Annotated in this window: 11 protein-coding genes and 1 pseudogene; 6 read left to right on the top strand and 6 right to left on the bottom strand. The window is 69.6% G+C overall.

Annotated features, from left to right (window positions below):
- Positions 1-163 (top strand): annotated as a pseudogene (locus AC5Y43_RS22270) (hypothetical protein); the annotation flags it as partial.
- 103 nt (positions 164-266) lie between these two features.
- Here the strand turns inward: AC5Y43_RS22270 and AC5Y43_RS22265 are convergent.
- Together AC5Y43_RS22265 and AC5Y43_RS22260 are read right to left on the bottom strand one after the other, a co-directional pair.
- Positions 267-713, bottom strand: coding sequence for a nitroreductase family deazaflavin-dependent oxidoreductase (locus AC5Y43_RS22265; protein WP_499976076.1), 447 nt, complete (start codon positions 711-713; stop codon positions 267-269).
- Between the two features lie 13 nt (positions 714-726).
- Entirely contained in the window at positions 727-1,566 is an 840-nt protein-coding gene (locus AC5Y43_RS22260) for an NAD(P)H-binding protein (protein WP_499976073.1), read from the bottom strand.
- A gap of 110 nt (positions 1,567-1,676) precedes the next feature.
- Here AC5Y43_RS22260 and sigI point away from each other — a divergent pair, with 110 nt between their 5' ends.
- The gene (sigI, locus tag AC5Y43_RS22255) at positions 1,677-2,537 is read left to right on the top strand and encodes an RNA polymerase sigma factor SigI (protein WP_499976071.1); all 861 of its coding nucleotides are present in this window, start codon (positions 1,677-1,679) and stop codon (positions 2,535-2,537) included.
- Here the strand turns inward: sigI and AC5Y43_RS22250 are convergent.
- Positions 2,525-3,772, bottom strand: a complete 1,248-nt coding sequence (locus tag AC5Y43_RS22250; RefSeq protein WP_499976069.1) for a MinD/ParA family ATP-binding protein — start codon at positions 3,770-3,772, stop codon at positions 2,525-2,527. The two genes, sigI and AC5Y43_RS22250, sit on opposite strands and share 13 nt — an antisense overlap.
- A gap of 465 nt (positions 3,773-4,237) precedes the next feature.
- Between AC5Y43_RS22250 and gltB the strand changes: the two genes are divergently transcribed.
- Both gltB and AC5Y43_RS22240 read left to right on the top strand, forming a co-directional pair.
- Complete coding sequence (gene gltB / locus AC5Y43_RS22245) at positions 4,238-8,815, top strand: glutamate synthase large subunit (protein WP_499976066.1); 4,578 nt, start codon at positions 4,238-4,240, stop codon at positions 8,813-8,815.
- Positions 8,808-10,274, top strand: a complete 1,467-nt coding sequence (locus AC5Y43_RS22240) for a glutamate synthase subunit beta (RefSeq protein WP_499976064.1) — start codon at positions 8,808-8,810, stop codon at positions 10,272-10,274. The genes gltB and AC5Y43_RS22240 overlap by 8 nt, the downstream gene beginning before the upstream one ends.
- A gap of 358 nt (positions 10,275-10,632) precedes the next feature.
- Here AC5Y43_RS22240 and AC5Y43_RS22235 read toward each other — a convergent pair whose 3' ends face one another.
- Complete coding sequence (locus AC5Y43_RS22235; protein WP_499976063.1) at positions 10,633-11,475, bottom strand: LLM class F420-dependent oxidoreductase; 843 nt, start codon at positions 11,473-11,475, stop codon at positions 10,633-10,635.
- A gap of 49 nt (positions 11,476-11,524) precedes the next feature.
- Here AC5Y43_RS22235 and AC5Y43_RS22230 point away from each other — a divergent pair, with 49 nt between their 5' ends.
- Both AC5Y43_RS22230 and AC5Y43_RS22225 read left to right on the top strand, forming a co-directional pair.
- Positions 11,525-11,974: a hypothetical protein gene (locus AC5Y43_RS22230; RefSeq protein ID WP_499976061.1), complete on the top strand. Its 450-nt coding sequence runs from the start codon at positions 11,525-11,527 to the stop codon at positions 11,972-11,974.
- The gene (locus tag AC5Y43_RS22225) at positions 11,974-12,981 is read left to right on the top strand and encodes a PHP domain-containing protein (RefSeq protein ID WP_499976058.1); all 1,008 of its coding nucleotides are present in this window, start codon (positions 11,974-11,976) and stop codon (positions 12,979-12,981) included. The genes AC5Y43_RS22230 and AC5Y43_RS22225 overlap by 1 nt, the downstream gene beginning before the upstream one ends.
- 20 nt (positions 12,982-13,001) lie before the next feature.
- Here the strand turns inward: AC5Y43_RS22225 and AC5Y43_RS22220 are convergent, their stop codons facing one another.
- Both AC5Y43_RS22220 and dinB read right to left on the bottom strand, forming a co-directional pair.
- A complete protein-coding gene (locus AC5Y43_RS22220; RefSeq protein ID WP_499976056.1) occupies positions 13,002-14,939 on the bottom strand; it encodes a PE family protein in 1,938 nt (645 codons plus the stop codon).
- Positions 14,940-15,342: 403 nt separating this feature from the next.
- Complete coding sequence (gene dinB / locus AC5Y43_RS22215) at positions 15,343-16,542, bottom strand: DNA polymerase IV (RefSeq protein ID WP_499976053.1); 1,200 nt, start codon at positions 16,540-16,542, stop codon at positions 15,343-15,345.
- Position 16,543 lies beyond the last annotated feature (1 nt).

The following is a 16,543-nucleotide window of genomic DNA, read 5'->3' as shown; positions in this document are numbered from 1 at the left end:
TGTCACCGACAGCGACGGGCGACCACTGAACCCGGGATCGCTTGCCCGCCCACCGACCCAACCCCCGCCCGCGGTAGCGCCCTGCCCCGGACCCATCGGCGAGCGCGCCGACTGGTGGTGGTACGAGCCCTTCCAACCCCAGCCACCACCGACCAACAACTAACCGGGTTAGGAGCCTCGCATCGAGGGCGAAATTGGTTGAGGCAGCCGGCAATTCCGTTCTCGCTTTGTCCGCACCGATTCGAAGCCGGATCGGATGCGGCCGGTCATGGACCGCTCGGCTCGAACCGGAACACGGCGACCCGGCCCGCCAGTGCTTCGAATTCGTCGGCCGTTCCGTCGCGCACCATCCCGCAGCGCTTCGCGAACGAAACACCCACCGGCACTTTGACGGAGAACTCGCGCAGCACCGGGCGCGCCTCCTCGGGGTCGAGTTCGACGATCCTGACTTCGCGTGATCGCCGGCCGCGGCTGAGCGTGCCGGTGCCCGCGGCGCGGGCGTTGGCGGCCCAGTCGGCGCCGGGGTAGCCGGCCACCACGTAGAGGCCGCCCCGAAACTCGAACGGTGTCATCGGGGTACTGCGCGGCTGACCGGACTTGCGGCCGGGCACGGTCAGCACCATGGCGGGGCCGGTGGGGATCCCCAGCCGCTGGACGGCCATCATGAACCGGTTCATGGGTTTGAGGTAGCGCGGCGGACGCGGTTCGGACATGTCGGTCTCCCTGCTAGGACTCGGTGAACAGATCGCGGTGCTCGCCCACCCACTGCGCGAACGGGGTCGCCGGGCGGCCGAGGATCTTCTCGACGTCGTGGGTGATCAGGGCGGCCTTGTCGAGCGTCTCGGCGAGCATCGCGGTATAGGCGTCGGCGAACCCGGCCGAGAACCCCAAACCGATGAACCGTTGCCGCACCTGCTCCGCCGGCACCTCCCGATAGTGCAGCGGGCGGCCGAGCACCTCGCCGACGATCCCGACCAGCTCGGAGTTGGTGAACGCCTGCGGCCCCGTCAGCGGGATGCGTTGGCCCACAAGATCATCGGTGAGAAATGCCCGCGCCGCTACCGCCGCGATGTCGCTCTCCACGATCGGTGCCGACGACGCCGCGGCGAACGGGCCACCCACCACGTCGCCGGCGCGGATCTGCGCCGCCCACATTCCGGAGAAGTTGGTCGCGAAGACCGCGGGCCGCAGGCTCACCCAGTCCAGCCCGGAATCGACGGCGAGCTGCTCGACCTCCTTGTTGCGGTCCCCTCGGAACCGCGATGGCTGCCGGCCGAAGTCGTCGTCGGCGTTGATCGCCGATAGCGCGACGAGCTTGGTGACTCCGGCGGGGCGGCAGCGCGCGACCACGTCGGGTAGCTGCGCGCCGAGCGCCCGGGAGTTGAGGAACACCGCCGACGCCCCCGGCAGCGCGTCGGTGGCCGACCCGAATACCTCGACACCCGAGGGAAATCCGGCGGAGCCGGGTGCGCGGGTGACCACGCGGACCTGGGCGCCCGCGGCCACAAGTGCGGCGACGAGCGGACGCCCGACGTTGCCCGTCGCTCCGGTGACGATGATGGTCATGGAATGGTTCCTTTCGGCTGTTTTCTGTGGTGCTTCTACGACGGCGCGAAAGGTGGGAAAGTTACATGCGAAACGCGTAACTTTTTGGCCCGCCGGATCGTCGAAGAGTCATGAGCCAGTCACCCGCCGAACAGGTCACCGAGGCGTGGCGCCGTCACCGCCCGTATCTGGTCAACCTGGCCTACCAGATGCTCGGCGACGTCGGCGACGCCGAAGACGTTGCGCAGGAGGCGTTTTTGCGGCTCTCCCGCACCGATCCCCACGAGATCGACGACGTGCGGGCCTGGCTGACGGTGGTGGCAAGCCGGCTGTGCCTGGATCAGGTGCGCTCGGCGCGCGCCCGCCGCGAGTGGCCCGGAGAGGTCGAGCAGCCGTCGTCGCCGCGGTCGGACCCCGCCGACCGGATCACCCTCGACGACGAGGTCCGCACCGCGCTCCTGGAGGTGCTGCGCCGTCTCAACCCCGCCGAACGGGTCGCCTTCGTGCTGCACGACGTGTTCGGGGTCCCGTTCGACTCGATCGCCGAGACCGTCGGCCGCCCGGTGGGCACCTGCCGCCAGCTGGCGCGGCGTGCGCGGGCCAAAATCACTGCGGCGCAACCGAAACTGAACGAGGTGGCCTCGTCCGAGCACCAGCTCGTCACCGAGAAGTTCATCACCGCGTGCGCCAACGGCGACATCGCGGGGTTGACCGCCGTGCTGGATCCGACGGTCTGGGGTGTGGGCACCGTCCTGGCCGACCCGGCGCCGCCGCCACAGGTCAACCACGGGGCGCACGCCGTGGCCACCAACCTCCTGCGCTACCTCGGGCCGGAGGTCACCCTGGTCAGCGGTCCGGCCGGGCAACCGGCGGTGTTGGCCTTCGCCGAGCGCCGGCTCTTCGCGGCGATCGTGCTGACGATCCGCGGTCACCTGGTGACCAAGATCGAGGCCGTCGCCGACCCGTCGGCCCGCGCCGGTCAGCGCTCCTGACGCGCGTCCGGCCGCGCCGCGAAGTAGCCCGCGATCGTCGCGGTGACCTCGAGAAACTTGCGCCGCGTCGCCGGGGCCATCTCGCCGTCCACGTCGATGACGCCGCCGGGCCGCAGATGGGGATCGAAGGGCACTTCGATCACCGGTTGTCCGTGCTCGACGAACTCGCGCGCCAGCGACTCCCGGGTGCGCTTGTCGGCGTGGCCGTCGGAGTCGTTGAGCACCACGATGGTGTGGCCCAGCAGCTCCGTCAGGCCCCGGTCCGACAGCCACTCCATGGTCCGGGCGGCCGCGGAGGCCCCGTCGGCCCATGGTGAGGAGACCACGATCAGCGCGTCCAGGTCGCGCAGCACCTCCTGGGTCACCGGCGAGTCCATCGTCGAGCCGCAGTCGATGACCGAGATCGTGAAGTGGCGGTCCAGCCGCCGGGCGGCCTCCCGGTAGATCGCGGGATCGAGCACCCGCCGTGGGCCCGACGCCGGCTCGCCACCCAGCACGTGCAGGCCGGCGGGATTGCGGCCGAGGCGCCCGACCACCTCGGCGAAGGAGCGCAGGTTCTTGTCGCCGGTCAACTCCCAGAACGAGCCCATCGACCGCGGGTCGATCCGGCTGCTCAATCGGCCGAACGCGGTGTCGGCGTCGATCGCCACCACGTGGTCCTGCCGGCGCAGCCGGGCAAACAGCGATCCCACGCTCGCGGCGACCGACGTCTTGCCGACGCCGCCCTTGCCGAGCACGCCCAGCTTGTAATTGCCGTGCAGGGCCGTTCGGATGGCCGCCTCGAATTGCGCCTCCTGCCGCTGTGCCGCCGACGGGCCCGGCTTGACCAGACCAAAGGTGACCAGCCGCACGAGGCGGCGCCAGCCGCGCTCAGGCAGTTCGGTCGTGAACGACGGCGTGGCCGGGGGCCGCTGTGGCGCCGCGGGCGGCGCCGCGCGGGGTGTCTGCTGCTGCTGCGGCGGCGCGGATCGTCGCGGCGGGGGTGCGGGCGGGTGCGGTGCGGCCGGCGGGACCGGAGGAACGCCGGGGCGGTGCTGCGGCGGGGGCGGCCCCGGCGGGCCGGGGGGAGCGGGCCTCGGCACGGGCGGGGGCGCGACCGGGGGAGAGGTCGGCGCGGGGCGGGGATCCCCGGGCGGGGGGCCGGGCGGAGTTACCGGGTGTACGGGGGGCGCCGGAGGGGCGGCGGGCTGGTCGGGTCGCAGACGGTCGCGCAGGAATTCGTCGCGCTCGTTCATGGGCCCAGTATCGGCCACGCACGGTCGCGTCAACCGCCCGAGTGGCGCGCAAACTCCCGCGCAAGGCTGCCGTGCGTGAGCGCAATCACAGCAAACGCGCGCGATTCGTGGTTGCCGCCGGTGGTCGGCTAGATTCGACGGCGGAACCGGGCGAATACCAGCCCCGAACAGCAGGTCGGCGCTGCCGTCGGTCGCCCGTCGCAGCGAATTTACCGCGCTGCCAGCGGGCGGTTAGACTTGACGAAGTTGGCATGTCAGGCGGGTATTGTCATATCGTTTTACGACTTGTCGAGACCGGTTCCAGGCCACCGTTCAGCGCTGCACGGACGAATCCCTAACCGGATCCCATTCCGCCTGGGGAACAGCCCAAATCGACAAGCCAAAGGGGCCTCACCGGCCCCGGCGGAGCAGCTCGTAACGGCCTCGCACGGCCGCTGGAACGTTCTGGTGAAGGGTCAGGTGCATATGACGCCCAAGCGCGTCGGGTTATACAACCCCGCGTTCGAGCACGATTCGTGCGGGGTAGCCATGGTCGTCGATATGCACGGCCGCCGCAGCCGAGACATCGTCGACAAGGCCATCACCGCGCTGCTCAACCTCGAGCACCGCGGCGCCCAGGGCGCGGAGCCGCGCAGCGGTGACGGCGCCGGCATCCTGATCCAGGTTCCCGACGCGTTCCTGCGCGAAGTCGTCGACTTCGAATTGCCCCCCGCCGGCAGCTACGCCACCGGCATCGCGTTTTTGCCGCAGTCGTCCAAGGACGCCGCGGCCGCCTGCGCCGCCGTGGAAAAGATCGCCGAGGCCGAGGGCCTCGAGGTGCTGGGTTGGCGCAACGTGCCCACCGACGACTCGTCGCTGGGCGCGCTGTCGCGTGACGCGATGCCGACCTTCCGGCAGGTGTTCATGACGGGCGCCTCCGACATGGAGCTGGAGCGCCGCGCCTACGTGGTACGCAAGCGCGCGGAACACGAACTGGGCACCAAAGGTCCCGGCCAGGACGGGCCGGGGCGCGAAACCGTGTACTTCCCAAGCCTTTCCGGCCAGACGCTCATCTACAAGGGCATGCTGACCACCCCGCAGCTCAAGGCGTTTTACCTTGACCTGCAAGACGATCGGCTCACCAGCGCGCTGGGGATCGTGCACTCGCGGTTCTCCACCAACACCTTTCCGTCCTGGCCGCTGGCGCACCCGTTCCGCCGCATCGCCCACAACGGCGAGATCAACACCGTCACCGGCAACGAGAACTGGATGCACGCGCGTGAGGCGTTGATCAAGACCGACCTCTTCGGCGACGACGTCGAGAAGCTCTTCCCGATCTGTACCCCGGGCGCCTCGGACACCGCTCGCTTCGACGAGGCGCTCGAACTGCTGCACCTGGGCGGGCGCAGCCTGGCCCACGCGGTGTTGATGATGATCCCCGAGGCGTGGGAGCGCCACGAGTCGATGGATCCCGCGCGCCGGGCGTTCTACCAGTACCACGCCTCGCTGATGGAGCCGTGGGACGGCCCGGCGTCGATGACGTTCACCGACGGCACCATCATCGGCGCAGTGCTCGACCGGAATGGCTTGCGCCCCTCGCGGATCTGGGTCACCGACGACGGCCTGGTGGTGATGGCCTCCGAGGCCGGTGTGCTCGACCTGGACCCGGCCAAGGTGGTTCGCCGCATGCGGCTGCAGCCCGGCCGGATGTTCCTGGTCGACACCGCCCAGGGCCGCATCGTCTCCGACGAGGAGATCAAAGCCGAGCTGGCCGCCGAGCACCCGTATCAGGAATGGCTCGACAAGGGCCTGGTCCCGCTCGACGACCTGCCGGCGGGCAAGTACGTGCGGATGCCGCACGAGCGACTGGTCAAGCGGCAGCAGGCTTTTGGCTACACCTACGAGGAACTCAACCTGCTGGTGGCGCCGATGGTGCGTTCCGGCGCCGAGCCGATCGGCTCGATGGGCACCGACACCCCGGTGGCGGTGTTGTCGCAGCGCCCGCGGATGCTCTACGACTACTTCCACCAGCTCTTCGCCCAGGTCACCAACCCGCCGCTGGACGCCATCCGCGAGGAGGTGGTGACCAGCCTGCAGGGCACCACCGGCGGCGAGCGCGACCTGCTCAATCCCGACGAGAACTCCTGCCATCAGATCGTGCTGCAGCAGCCGATCCTGCGGAACTACGAGCTGGCCAAGCTGATCCACCTGGACCCCGCCGACGAGGTCAACGGGCGCCCGCACGGCATGCGCTCCAAGGTGATTCGCTGCCTGTACCCGGTCGCCGACGGCGGCGCCGGGCTGGCCGCCGCGCTCGAGGACGTGCGCGCGCAGGCGTCGGCGGCCATCGCCGACGGCGCCCGGGTCATCATCATTTCCGACCGCGAGTCCGACGAGCGACTGGCGCCCATCCCGTCGGTGCTCGCGGTCGCGGCGGTGCACCATCACCTGGTGCGTGACCGGACGCGCACCCAGGTCGGCCTGGTCGTCGAGACCGGCGACGCCCGCGAGGTGCACCACATGGCGGCGCTGGTCGGCTTCGGCGCGGCGGCGGTCAACCCCTACCTGGCGTTCGAGTCGATCGAGGACATGCTCGACCGCGGCGACTTCAACGGATTGGACCGCAACAAGGCGCTGAACAACTACGTCAAGGCGGCCGGCAAGGGCGTGCTGAAAGTGATGTCCAAGATGGGCATTTCGACGCTGGCCTCCTACACCGGTGCGCAGCTGTTCCAGGCGGTCGGCATCTCGGAGGACGTGCTCGACGAGTACTTCACCGGGCTGAGCTGCCCCACCGGCGGTATCACCCTGGAGGACATCGCCACCGACGTGGCCACCCGCCACCAGCTGGCCTTCATCGACCGGCCGGACTCGCGCGCGCATCGCGAGCTCGAGGTTGGCGGCGACTACCAGTGGCGCCGCGAGGGGGAGTACCACCTCTTCAACCCCGAGACCGTCTTCAAGCTGCAGCACGCCACCCGCACCGGGCAGTACAAGATCTTCAAGGAATACACCCGCCTCGTCGACGACCAGAGCGAGCGGATGGCCTCGCTGCGCGGCCTGCTGAAGTTCCGCGGCGACGTGCGCCCGCCGGTGCCGCTGGACGAGGTCGAGCCCGCCAGCGAGATCGTCAAGCGCTTCTCGACCGGCGCGATGAGCTACGGCTCCATCTCCGCCGAGGCGCACGAGACGCTGGCCATCGCGATGAACCGCCTCGGCGGCCGCTCCAACAGCGGTGAGGGCGGCGAGGACGTCAGGCGCTTCGAGCGCGACCCCAACGGGGACTGGCGCCGCAGCGCGATCAAGCAGGTCGCCTCCGCCCGGTTCGGGGTCACCTCGCACTACCTGACCAACTGCTCCGACATCCAGATCAAGATGGCCCAGGGCGCGAAACCCGGTGAGGGAGGCCAGCTTCCGGGGCACAAGGTATACCCGTGGGTCGCCGAGGTGCGGCACTCCACACCCGGCGTCGGATTGATCTCGCCGCCGCCGCACCACGACATTTACTCCATCGAGGACCTGGCGCAGCTGATCCACGACCTGAAGAACGCCAACCCGGCCGCGCGCGTGCACGTGAAGCTGGTTTCCGAGAACGGGGTGGGCACGGTCGCGGCCGGCGTTTCCAAGGCGCACGCCGACGTGGTGCTGATCTCCGGGCACGACGGCGGCACCGGGGCGACCCCGCTGACCTCACAGAAGCACGCGGGCGCCCCCTGGGAACTCGGCCTGGCCGAGACCCAGCAGACGTTGCTGCTCAACGGCTTACGTGACCGGATCGTGGTCCAGGTGGACGGCCAGCTCAAGACCGGCCGCGACGTGATGATCGGCGCGCTGCTGGGCGCCGAGGAATTCGGCTTTGCCACCGCCCCGCTGGTGGTCGCCGGCTGCATCATGATGCGGGTGTGCCACCTGGACACCTGCCCGGTCGGCGTCGCCACCCAGAACCCGGTGTTGCGCGAGCGGTTCACCGGCCAGCCCGAGTTCGTGGAGAACTTCTTCCTGTTCATCGCCGAAGAGGTGCGGGAGTACATGGCGCAGTTGGGCTTCCGGACCTTCAACGAGGCCGTGGGCCAGGTCGGATCGCTGGACACCACGCTGGCGCGCGCGCACTGGAAGGCGCACAAGCTGGACCTGACACCCGTGCTGCACGAGCCGGAGTCGGCGTTCATGAACCAGGACCTGTACTGCAGCTCGCGCCAGGACCACGGGCTGGACAAGGCGCTCGATCAGCAGCTGATCGTGATGAGTCGCGAGGCGCTGGATTCGGGCAAGCCGGTCCGTTTTTCCACCACGATCAGCAACGTCAACCGCACGGTGGGCACCATGCTCGGCCACGAACTGACGAAAGCCTATGGCGGCCAAGGCCTGCCGGACGGAACGATCGACATCACGTTCGACGGTTCCGCCGGCAACAGCTTCGGTGCATTCGTTCCCCGCGGCATCACGTTGCGGGTCTACGGCGACGCCAACGACTACGTCGGCAAGGGGCTCTCGGGTGGCCGCATCGTGGTGCGGCCGTCGGACAACGCGCCGGCCGACTACGTCGCAGAGGACAACATCATCGGCGGCAACGTGATCCTGTTCGGGGCCACCAGCGGGGAGGTTTACCTGCGCGGCGTGGTCGGCGAACGGTTCGCGGTCCGCAACTCCGGCGCCCACGCCGTGGTCGAGGGCGTCGGCGATCACGGGTGCGAATACATGACCGGCGGCAAGGTCGTCATCCTGGGTCGCACCGGCCGCAACTTCGCGGCGGGCATGTCCGGCGGTGTGGCCTACGTGTACGACCCCGACGGCGAACTTCCGAACAGCCTCAACGCCGAAATGGTGGAGCTCGAGACCCTCGACGGCGACGACGTGGAGTTCCTGCACGCCACCGTTCAGGCGCACGTCGACGCCACCGATTCCGCGGTGGGTCAACGGATCCTGGCCGACTGGCCGGGGCAGCAGCGGCACTTCGCCAAGGTGATGCCGCGCGACTACAAGCGGGTGCTGCAGGCGATCGCCGAGGCCGAGCGCGACGGCGTCGACATCGACAAAGCGATCATGGCGGCGGCGCATGGCTGATCCCAGCGGCTTTCTGAAATACACCCATCGGGAATTGCCGAAGCGCCGGCCTGTCCCGCTGCGTCTGCGCGACTGGAACGAAGTCTACGAAGACTTCGAAGAAGAGACCCTGCGCGAGCAGGCGACCCGCTGCATGGACTGCGGCATTCCCTTCTGCCACAACGGATGTCCGCTGGGCAACCTGATCCCGGAGTGGAACGACCTGGTGCGCCGGGGCCGGTGGCGCGACGCCATTGAACGGCTGCATGCCACCAACAACTTCCCGGATTTCACCGGCCGGCTCTGCCCGGCGCCGTGCGAGCCGGCGTGCGTGCTCGGCATCAACCAGGATCCGGTCACGATCAAGCAAATCGAGTACGAAATCATCGAGCGGGCCTTCGAGGAAGGCTTCGTGGCGCCGCTTCCCCCGGAGAAGCTGACCGGAAAGACCGTGGCCGTGGTCGGTTCGGGGCCCGCGGGCCTGGCCGCCGCGCAGCAACTGACCCGCGCGGGCCACAGCGTGACGGTCTTCGAGCGCGAGGACCGCATCGGTGGCCTGCTGCGCTACGGCATCCCCGAGTTCAAGATGGAAAAGCGCATCCTGGACCGTCGGCTGGACCAGATGCGCGCCGAGGGCACCGAATTCCGGGCGAATGTCAACGTCGGGGTCGACATCACCGCCGAGCAGTTGCGCGCCGACTTCGACGCGGTGGTGCTGGCCGGCGGCGCAACCGCCTGGCGTGACCTGCCCATTCCGGGCCGCGATCTCGACGGCATCCACCAGGCGATGGAATACCTGCCGTGGGGCAACCGGGTGCAAGAAGGTGACGACGTCCTAGGGCCGGACGGCGAGCCGCCGATCACCGCCAAGGGCAAGAAGGTCATCATCATCGGCGGCGGCGACACCGGGGCCGACTGCCTGGGGACCGTGCACCGGCAGGGCGCGATCGCGGTGCACCAGTTCGAGATCATGCCGCGCCCGCCGGACACCCGCGCCGAGTCCACTCCGTGGCCGACCTACCCGCTGATGTACCGGGTGTCGGCCGCGCACGAGGAGGGTGGCGAGCGGGTGTTCTCGGTCAACACCGAGGAGTTCGTCGGCAAGGACGGGCGCGTCACCGGGCTCAAAGCCCACGAGGTGACCATGCAGGACGGCAAGTTCGTCAGTGTCGAGGGCTCCGACTTCGAACTCGAGGCCGACCTGGTGTTGCTGGCGATGGGATTCGTCGGCCCGGAGAAGCCGGGCCTGCTCACCGACCTCGGCGTCAAGCTCACCGACCGCGGGAACGTCGCGCGCGCGGCCGACTTCGACACTTCGGTGCCCGGTGTGTTCGTTGCCGGCGACATGGGTCGCGGCCAGTCGCTGATCGTTTGGGCGATAGCCGAGGGCCGGGCGGCCGCGGCCGGCGTGGACCGGTTCCTGATGGGGGAGACGGCGCTGCCGGCGCCGATCAAGCCCACGACGGCACCGCTCCAGTAGTCACAGTAGTCACACCAGAAACAAAAGAATTCAATTCGGCGTTTCTGCCCACGTTTGCCAGACGATTGTTGTCTAATAGATTGCTGTGGGCTCGATCACATCGAAGTCATGGGCTGACTTCGGGGGGAGTCCCGGTTGATCGGATCGACCGCAGGAGTGATCACAGTGCAAATCAACCCGTTACCTCGATCACGGATGGGGCGAATCGCCTGGTCATGGTTCCGTCACCCGGTCAAGAGCCGCGAATTCCCCGCTAAGCACGAGCGCCTGATCACCGCGGAAGAATTGATGCTCTTCGGCGTGTAAGCACCGCGCTGGAGCGCGATCGGCGCAAAAATAAGTTTGCTCGGCCCGGGTCTCACAGCCCCGATTGCCGGATCGTCTCGGCCAGCGGTTCCAGGACGACGGCGTCGTGGGGCGGCGCGATGTAGACGATGCCGAGGTCCAGACCTTCGGCGGCCAGCGCGGCGGCGTCCTCGACAACCTTCCCGTAGTTGCGGTCGGGCCCCAGGAACAGGTGCGCCGACAGGGTGATCTCCTTGGGATCGCGGCCGATGTCCGCGCACCGTGCGGCCAGCACGTCGCGCTTGCGCGCGAACTCCTCGGGCGAGCCGCCGGCGAAGTTCCAGTGCTGGGCGTACCGCGCGGTGATCGGCAGCGTGCGCTTTTCGCCACTGCCGCCGATGCAGATCGGCGGATGCGGGCGCTGCGGGCCTTTGGGCTCGTTCCGGGCTTCCTTGAGCTGGTAGTACTTGCCGGCGAAATCGGTGGTCTCCTCGCTCAGCAGGCTGATCAGCACCTGGCAGGCCTCCTCGAACCGGTCGAAGCGTTCCTTGATCGACCCCAACTCGATGCCGTAGGCGCCCGACTCCTCCTCGTTCCAGCCCGCGCCGATGCCTAGCTCGACGCGACCGCCGGAGATGACGTCGAGCGCCGCGACCATGTTGGCCAGCACCGCGGGGTGGCGATAGTGGATCCCGGTGACCAGGGTGCCCACCCGCAGTCGTTTGGTGGCCTGCGCCAGCGCGGTCAGCGTCGTCCAGCCCTCCAGGCACGGTCCGGCGCTGTCGGAAAAGATCGGATAGAAGTGGTCGAACGTCCAGCCGGACTCGAAGACGTCGATGTCGTCGGCGGCCTGCCACACGGCGAGCATGTCGGCCCAGGTGGTGTTTTGGGGTGAGGTCTTGAACGCGAATCGCATGGCCCGACGGTAGTCCGGGGTTATTAAGGGCAACTAAACTGGCCAGACGATGACTCCTGCGACTTGCATCTGCTGCGCCCTCGGGACCGACACCAAAATCACCCTGCTCGCCGCCGGCCTGATCTTTTTGCTGGCGCTGATTCTCGGGGTCTGGAAGTACCGCCAGATCATGGTGGCCGAGGATCACCGCGCCCATGTCTACGTCGACATCGCCCACCGGGCGGCGTTGCTCTATTCCTTTGCGACCCTGCTGATCGCGGTGTTCGTGGAGTTGAGCGCGTGGCCGGTCTGGGTCAACCTGACCGCGGCGATGGTCGTGGTGTTCTTCTTCGTCTCGGCCATCCTCGCCTACATCTATCACGGCGCGCGGCGCGACACCGAGAACCAGTTCGAGCACCCCGACCGTGGCACCAAGGTGTCGATGGCCCTGCTCATCCTCGGCGAGATCGGCGGCTTCGGCGTGATCCTCGCCGGGTTCATCGCCGGCCAGTTGGTGTGATGGATCCGGTCGCCGCCCTGAGGCAGATCGCCTACTACAAGGACCGGAGCCGCCACGACCCCCGGCGGGTGATGGCCTATCGCAACGCTGCCGACATCATCGAGGGCCTCGACGATGCGGCGCGTGAGCGGCACGGCCAGGCCAACAGCTGGCAGACGCTGCCGGGCATCGGGCCCAAGACGGCCAAGGTCATCGACCAGGCCTGGTCCGGTCGCGAACCCGACCTGCTGGCCGAATTGCGTGCGGCCGCAGAGGATCTCGGGGGCGGCGACATCCGGGCGGCGCTGCGCGGTGACCTGCACCTGCATTCGAACTGGTCGGACGGCTCGGCGCCGATCGACGAGATGATGGCCACGGCACTCGAGCTGGGCCACGAGTACTGCGCGCTGACCGACCACTCACCTCGGCTGACGATCGCCAACGGCTTGTCGCCGGAACGCTTGCGCGCACAGCTCGACGTGATCGACAGGCTGCGCGAGCAGTTCGCGCCGCTGCGCATCCTCACCGGGATCGAGGTCGACATCCTCGACGACGGCAGCCTGGACCAGGAACCCGAACTGCTCGAACGCCTCGACGTCGTCGTGGCCAGCGTGCACTCGAAGCTGTCGATGGCTTCCGCGGCGATGACCCGCCGGATGATCAACGCCGTCTCCAATCCGCACACCGACGTGCTCGGCCACTGCACGGGCCGGCTGGTCTCCGGCGGCCGCGGCATCCGGCCCGAATCGAAGTTTGACGCCCAGGCGGTGTTCACCGCCTGCCGCGACCACGGGACGGCCGTGGAGATCAACTCCCGCCCCGAGCGCCGCGACCCCCCGACCCGACTGCTCAAGCAGGCGCTGGAGATCGGCTGCGTGTTCAGCATCGACACCGACGCGCACGCGCCCGGGCAGCTGGACTTCCTCGGCTACGGCGCCCAGCGCGCCCTGGACGCCGGCGTGCCCGTCGATCGGATCGTCAACACCTGGCCGGCCGACAAGCTGCTGGAGTGGACGGGGTCGAGCTAGCCGGGCCGCGATGGCCGCCGTCAGGGCTGCCCGGCGCCCCCGTCATTGCTGGATGGAACGACGCCGTGCCCGCCGGAGCCGCCGACGCCAGCGGTGCCCGCGTCACCTCCGCTGTTGTGGAAGACACCACCATTGGCTCCGATGCCGCCCGTCCCTCCGGCGGCACCGTCGGTGCCGAGGTTGCCCGCGTAGGAGTTCGCGTTGACGACGGCGCCGCCGCCACCGCCGCCGCCGGTGCCGGTGCCGGCGCCGCTTCCGCCGAGACCGAGGGCCGCGATATTGGTGAGGTTGAACGCGCCACCACCAGCACCTCCGCCTCCGGCGGTGCCGCCGGCGATGGCCGCTCCTCCGCCCCCACCCCCGCCGCCGCCCGCGGCCGAGGTTGTTACTGCGGTAGCGCCCCCACCGCCGCCGCCCCCGGCGCCGCCTGCCCCGCCGCCGGGCGCACCGGCACCGCCGCCGCCCCCGGCGCCGCCGATCCCCAAAGCCTGGGGGAGACCTCCACTCGTTGTTAAGGCGGTCCCGCCGTAGCCGCCGGACCCGCCGTCGCCGCCGGTGCCGCTACCGCCTCCGGTCCCGCCGCCACCGACGTGGCCGCCCGTGCCGCCGGCACCGCCGCCGCCCCCGCCGCCGCCGAAGACTTCGTTGCCGCTGACCGGATCGGTCTGGCCTTGACCGCCGTTACCGCCGGTGCCGCCATGCCCACCGCCGCCGCCTGTGCCGTTGATTGCGCCGCTGGAGTTGCCACCGGCCCCACCGGCGCCACCGTGGCCACCCTGGCCGCCTTGACCGGCATAACCCTTGAGAAGGGAGCCGTCGGCAGCGCCGCCGGTACCGCCGGTACCCCCGGCGCCACCTGTGCCGCCGCCGCCGCCGGCGCCGGCGAGTCCGAGGAACCCTCCACCGGTGCCGCCGGCCCCACCAGCACCGGCGGCACCGCCATCGCCACCGATACCGCCGCTGCCCCCGAGATGGGTAGGTAGGTTCGTGGCGCCATCTGCGCCGGTGCCGCCGTTGCCGCCTAGCCCGCCGTTGCCGCCCAGGCCGCCCGCCCCGCCATGCCCGCCGAGTAGGGCCAGGTTCGCGCCGCCGGCCCCACCGTGGCCGCCGGCCCCGCCATGCCCGCCATTCGCGCCGGCCCCGACTATGGGGCCTGGAGGAAGCGTTCCGCCGTACCCGCCGGCGCCGCCGGCCCCGCCGGCCCCGGCGGTGCCGAACGGGGAAAGCAGCTGCCGGTTGGCCCCCCCGGCCCCGCCATCCCCCCCATGCCCGCCACCCCCGAACGGGGCGGTGATGCCGGCCCCGCCCGCCCCGCCGGCCCCGCCTGGGCCGCCGCCGAACCACCCGTTGGCCCCGCCCGCCCCGCCGTTTCCGCCCGCGGGGCTGGAGATGGGCTTGCCGTTGCCGCCGGCTCCGCCGTTACCGCCATGGCCCCACAAGCCCGCCGACCCTCCGGCCCCGCCGTTCTGCCCGAGCCCGCCGGACCCGCCGTTGCCGCCGTTGCCGATCAGCCACCCGCCGTTGCCCCCGGCCTGCCCGGTCCCTGGCGCCCCGTCGGCCCCGTTGCCGATCAGCGGGCGCCCCGTCAGCAGCTTGACCGGCCCGGGCGGCAACCCGAGGGCCTGGATTTCGCCGACCAAGGCCGTCAGCGGGTCCGCGTTGGCCGCCGCGACATTGGCCGCCTCGGCGGCCACATACTGCCCCGCTCCTGACGCCAATGACTGCACGAATTGGTCATGAAAAAGCGTCGCCCGGGCGCTGAGTGTCTGAAACTCCTGCGCGAAACTGCCGAACACCTGCGAAATCGCTGCCGAAATCTCATCGTTGGCCGCGACCAATATCGATGTCGTCGAGCCCGCCGCCGCCGCGTTGGCCGACGTGATCGCCGATCCGATCCCGTTCAAGTCCGACGATGCGGTGGTAACGACTTCAGGAGAAATCAGGACGAAAGGCGACATTTACTGCTCCTCTTCACAGGGAACTTCCACGGGCACGCTATGGGTAGCTGAGAATGTACGCTTTCAGTTGGGATTCCGAAACGATTCCACGCGGCAAAATTTTGCTAAGCTCTTGTCGCGCCGCGGGCCGTAGACATTCAGAAAAACGATCTGTGTGCGGCGTCTGCACGCCAGAACGACTGGCCGGCGCCCATTCAGAGAACGCATCGGCCAATGGTTGGTTACGCCATGCTCCTAGGCAGAAACGCGCGGAGTAATTCGCGGAATGCGGGCAGTTTGTGACCTCCGGCCCTTGCGTTGCAACGCGTACGCGGTTTGCGGCTGAAACCTTGCGCGTATGCCAAAGAATCGAATGCCGTCCCGCGCTGACGAGAATTGACAACCGCTCTTGTAGAAAAAGAAATTAGTCGGGTAGGTGCGGAATCTCGAAGCCCGGGTCGCGACCGAGCAACACAGCGTGGGTCAGTGCGGACTTGCCGTAGCGGTCGCGCACCCGGTCGATGGCCGCGTCTATCGCCGGCGATTCGCCGCCGAACGGCAGCATGAGCTGCTGCGCGCCGCTGCGGTCGATGCCCGACACCGCGAACCCGACCAGCGTCAGCCCTCGTTCGGCGATCAACGGCGCAGCGGACGCGACGAGCCGCCGCGCGGCGGCCAGGATGGGCTGCGTCGCCGACGTGGCCAGCGGCAACGTGTGTGAGCGCGTCGCCCGGCCGAAGTCGTCGAAGCGCAGGCGCAGCACCACCGTGCGGCCGGTGCGCCCGGCGGCGCGCATCCGCCCGGTGATCCGGTCGATCAGGTTGACCACCACCGCGTCGACCTCGGCGGCCGACATGCGGTTGCCCGCCCGGCCGAGCGCCCGCTGCGCACCGATGGAGCGGCGGCGCACGCAGGTGGTCACCCGGCGGCGATCGAGGTTGCGCGACAACGCGTACAGCTGACGGCCCATGGCCGCGCCGAGCAGCGATGCCAGCGTCGACTCGGTGAGCTCGGCGACGTCGGCGACGGTCGCCAGGCCGTGCGCGTGCAGCTTCTCGGCGGTCACCGCACCCACGCCCCACAAACGACGCACCGGCAGCGGGCGCAAAAACGCCAGCTCCCGGTCGGGTGGTACCAGCAGCAGCCCGTCGGGCTTGGCTTCCTGGCTGGCAACCTTGGCGAGGAACTTCGTGCGGGCGATCCCGACGGTGATGGGCAGGCCGACGCGGTCGCGCACGTCGGCCCGCAGCCGTTCTGCGACCTGAACCGGCGTGCCGGAGACCCGGCGCAGACCGCCGACGTCCAGGAAGGCTTCGTCCACCGAGAGCGCCTCCACGAGCGGCGTGCAGTCGCGGAACACCTCGAACACGTCGTCGCTGGCGCGCGAATACGCCGCCATCCGGGGCGGCACCACCACCGCGTGGGGACACAGTCGTCGCGCCTGCGCCCCGCCCATCGCGGTGCGCACGCCGTGCGCCTTGGCCTCATAACTGGCCGCCAGCACCACCCCGCCGCCGACGATCACGGGGCGACCGCGCAACGCCGGGTCGTCGCGCTGTTCGACGGACGCATAGAACGAATCCAGGTCCGCGTGCAGAATGGACGCGTCGCACCGCACGAACATA

The sequence above is a fragment of the Mycobacterium sp. NGS57 genome (genome assembly GCF_059812405.1).
The sequence above is the reverse complement of the archived record's forward strand: the minus strand, read 5'-3'. Positions and strand labels throughout refer to the sequence as shown.

Coding starts and splice junctions, on each gene's coding strand:
- AC5Y43_RS22220 (WP_499976056.1), bottom strand. CDS start 14,939: ATGTCGCCTTTCGTCCTGATTTCTCCTGAAGTCGTTACCACCGCATCG.
- AC5Y43_RS22260 (WP_499976073.1), bottom strand. CDS start 1,566: ATGACCATCATCGTCACCGGAGCGACGGGCAACGTCGGGCGTCCGCTC.
- AC5Y43_RS22265 (WP_499976076.1), bottom strand. CDS start 713: ATGTCCGAACCGCGTCCGCCGCGCTACCTCAAACCCATGAACCGGTTC.
- dinB (WP_499976053.1), bottom strand. CDS start 16,542: ATGTTCGTGCGGTGCGACGCGTCCATTCTGCACGCGGACCTGGATTCG.
- gltB (WP_499976066.1), top strand. CDS start 4,238: ATGACGCCCAAGCGCGTCGGGTTATACAACCCCGCGTTCGAGCACGAT.
- AC5Y43_RS22225 (WP_499976058.1), top strand. CDS start 11,974: ATGGATCCGGTCGCCGCCCTGAGGCAGATCGCCTACTACAAGGACCGG.
- sigI (WP_499976071.1), top strand. CDS start 1,677: ATGAGCCAGTCACCCGCCGAACAGGTCACCGAGGCGTGGCGCCGTCAC.
- AC5Y43_RS22235 (WP_499976063.1), bottom strand. CDS start 11,475: ATGCGATTCGCGTTCAAGACCTCACCCCAAAACACCACCTGGGCCGAC.
- AC5Y43_RS22250 (WP_499976069.1), bottom strand. CDS start 3,772: ATGAACGAGCGCGACGAATTCCTGCGCGACCGTCTGCGACCCGACCAG.
- AC5Y43_RS22230 (WP_499976061.1), top strand. CDS start 11,525: ATGACTCCTGCGACTTGCATCTGCTGCGCCCTCGGGACCGACACCAAA.
- AC5Y43_RS22240 (WP_499976064.1), top strand. CDS start 8,808: ATGGCTGATCCCAGCGGCTTTCTGAAATACACCCATCGGGAATTGCCG.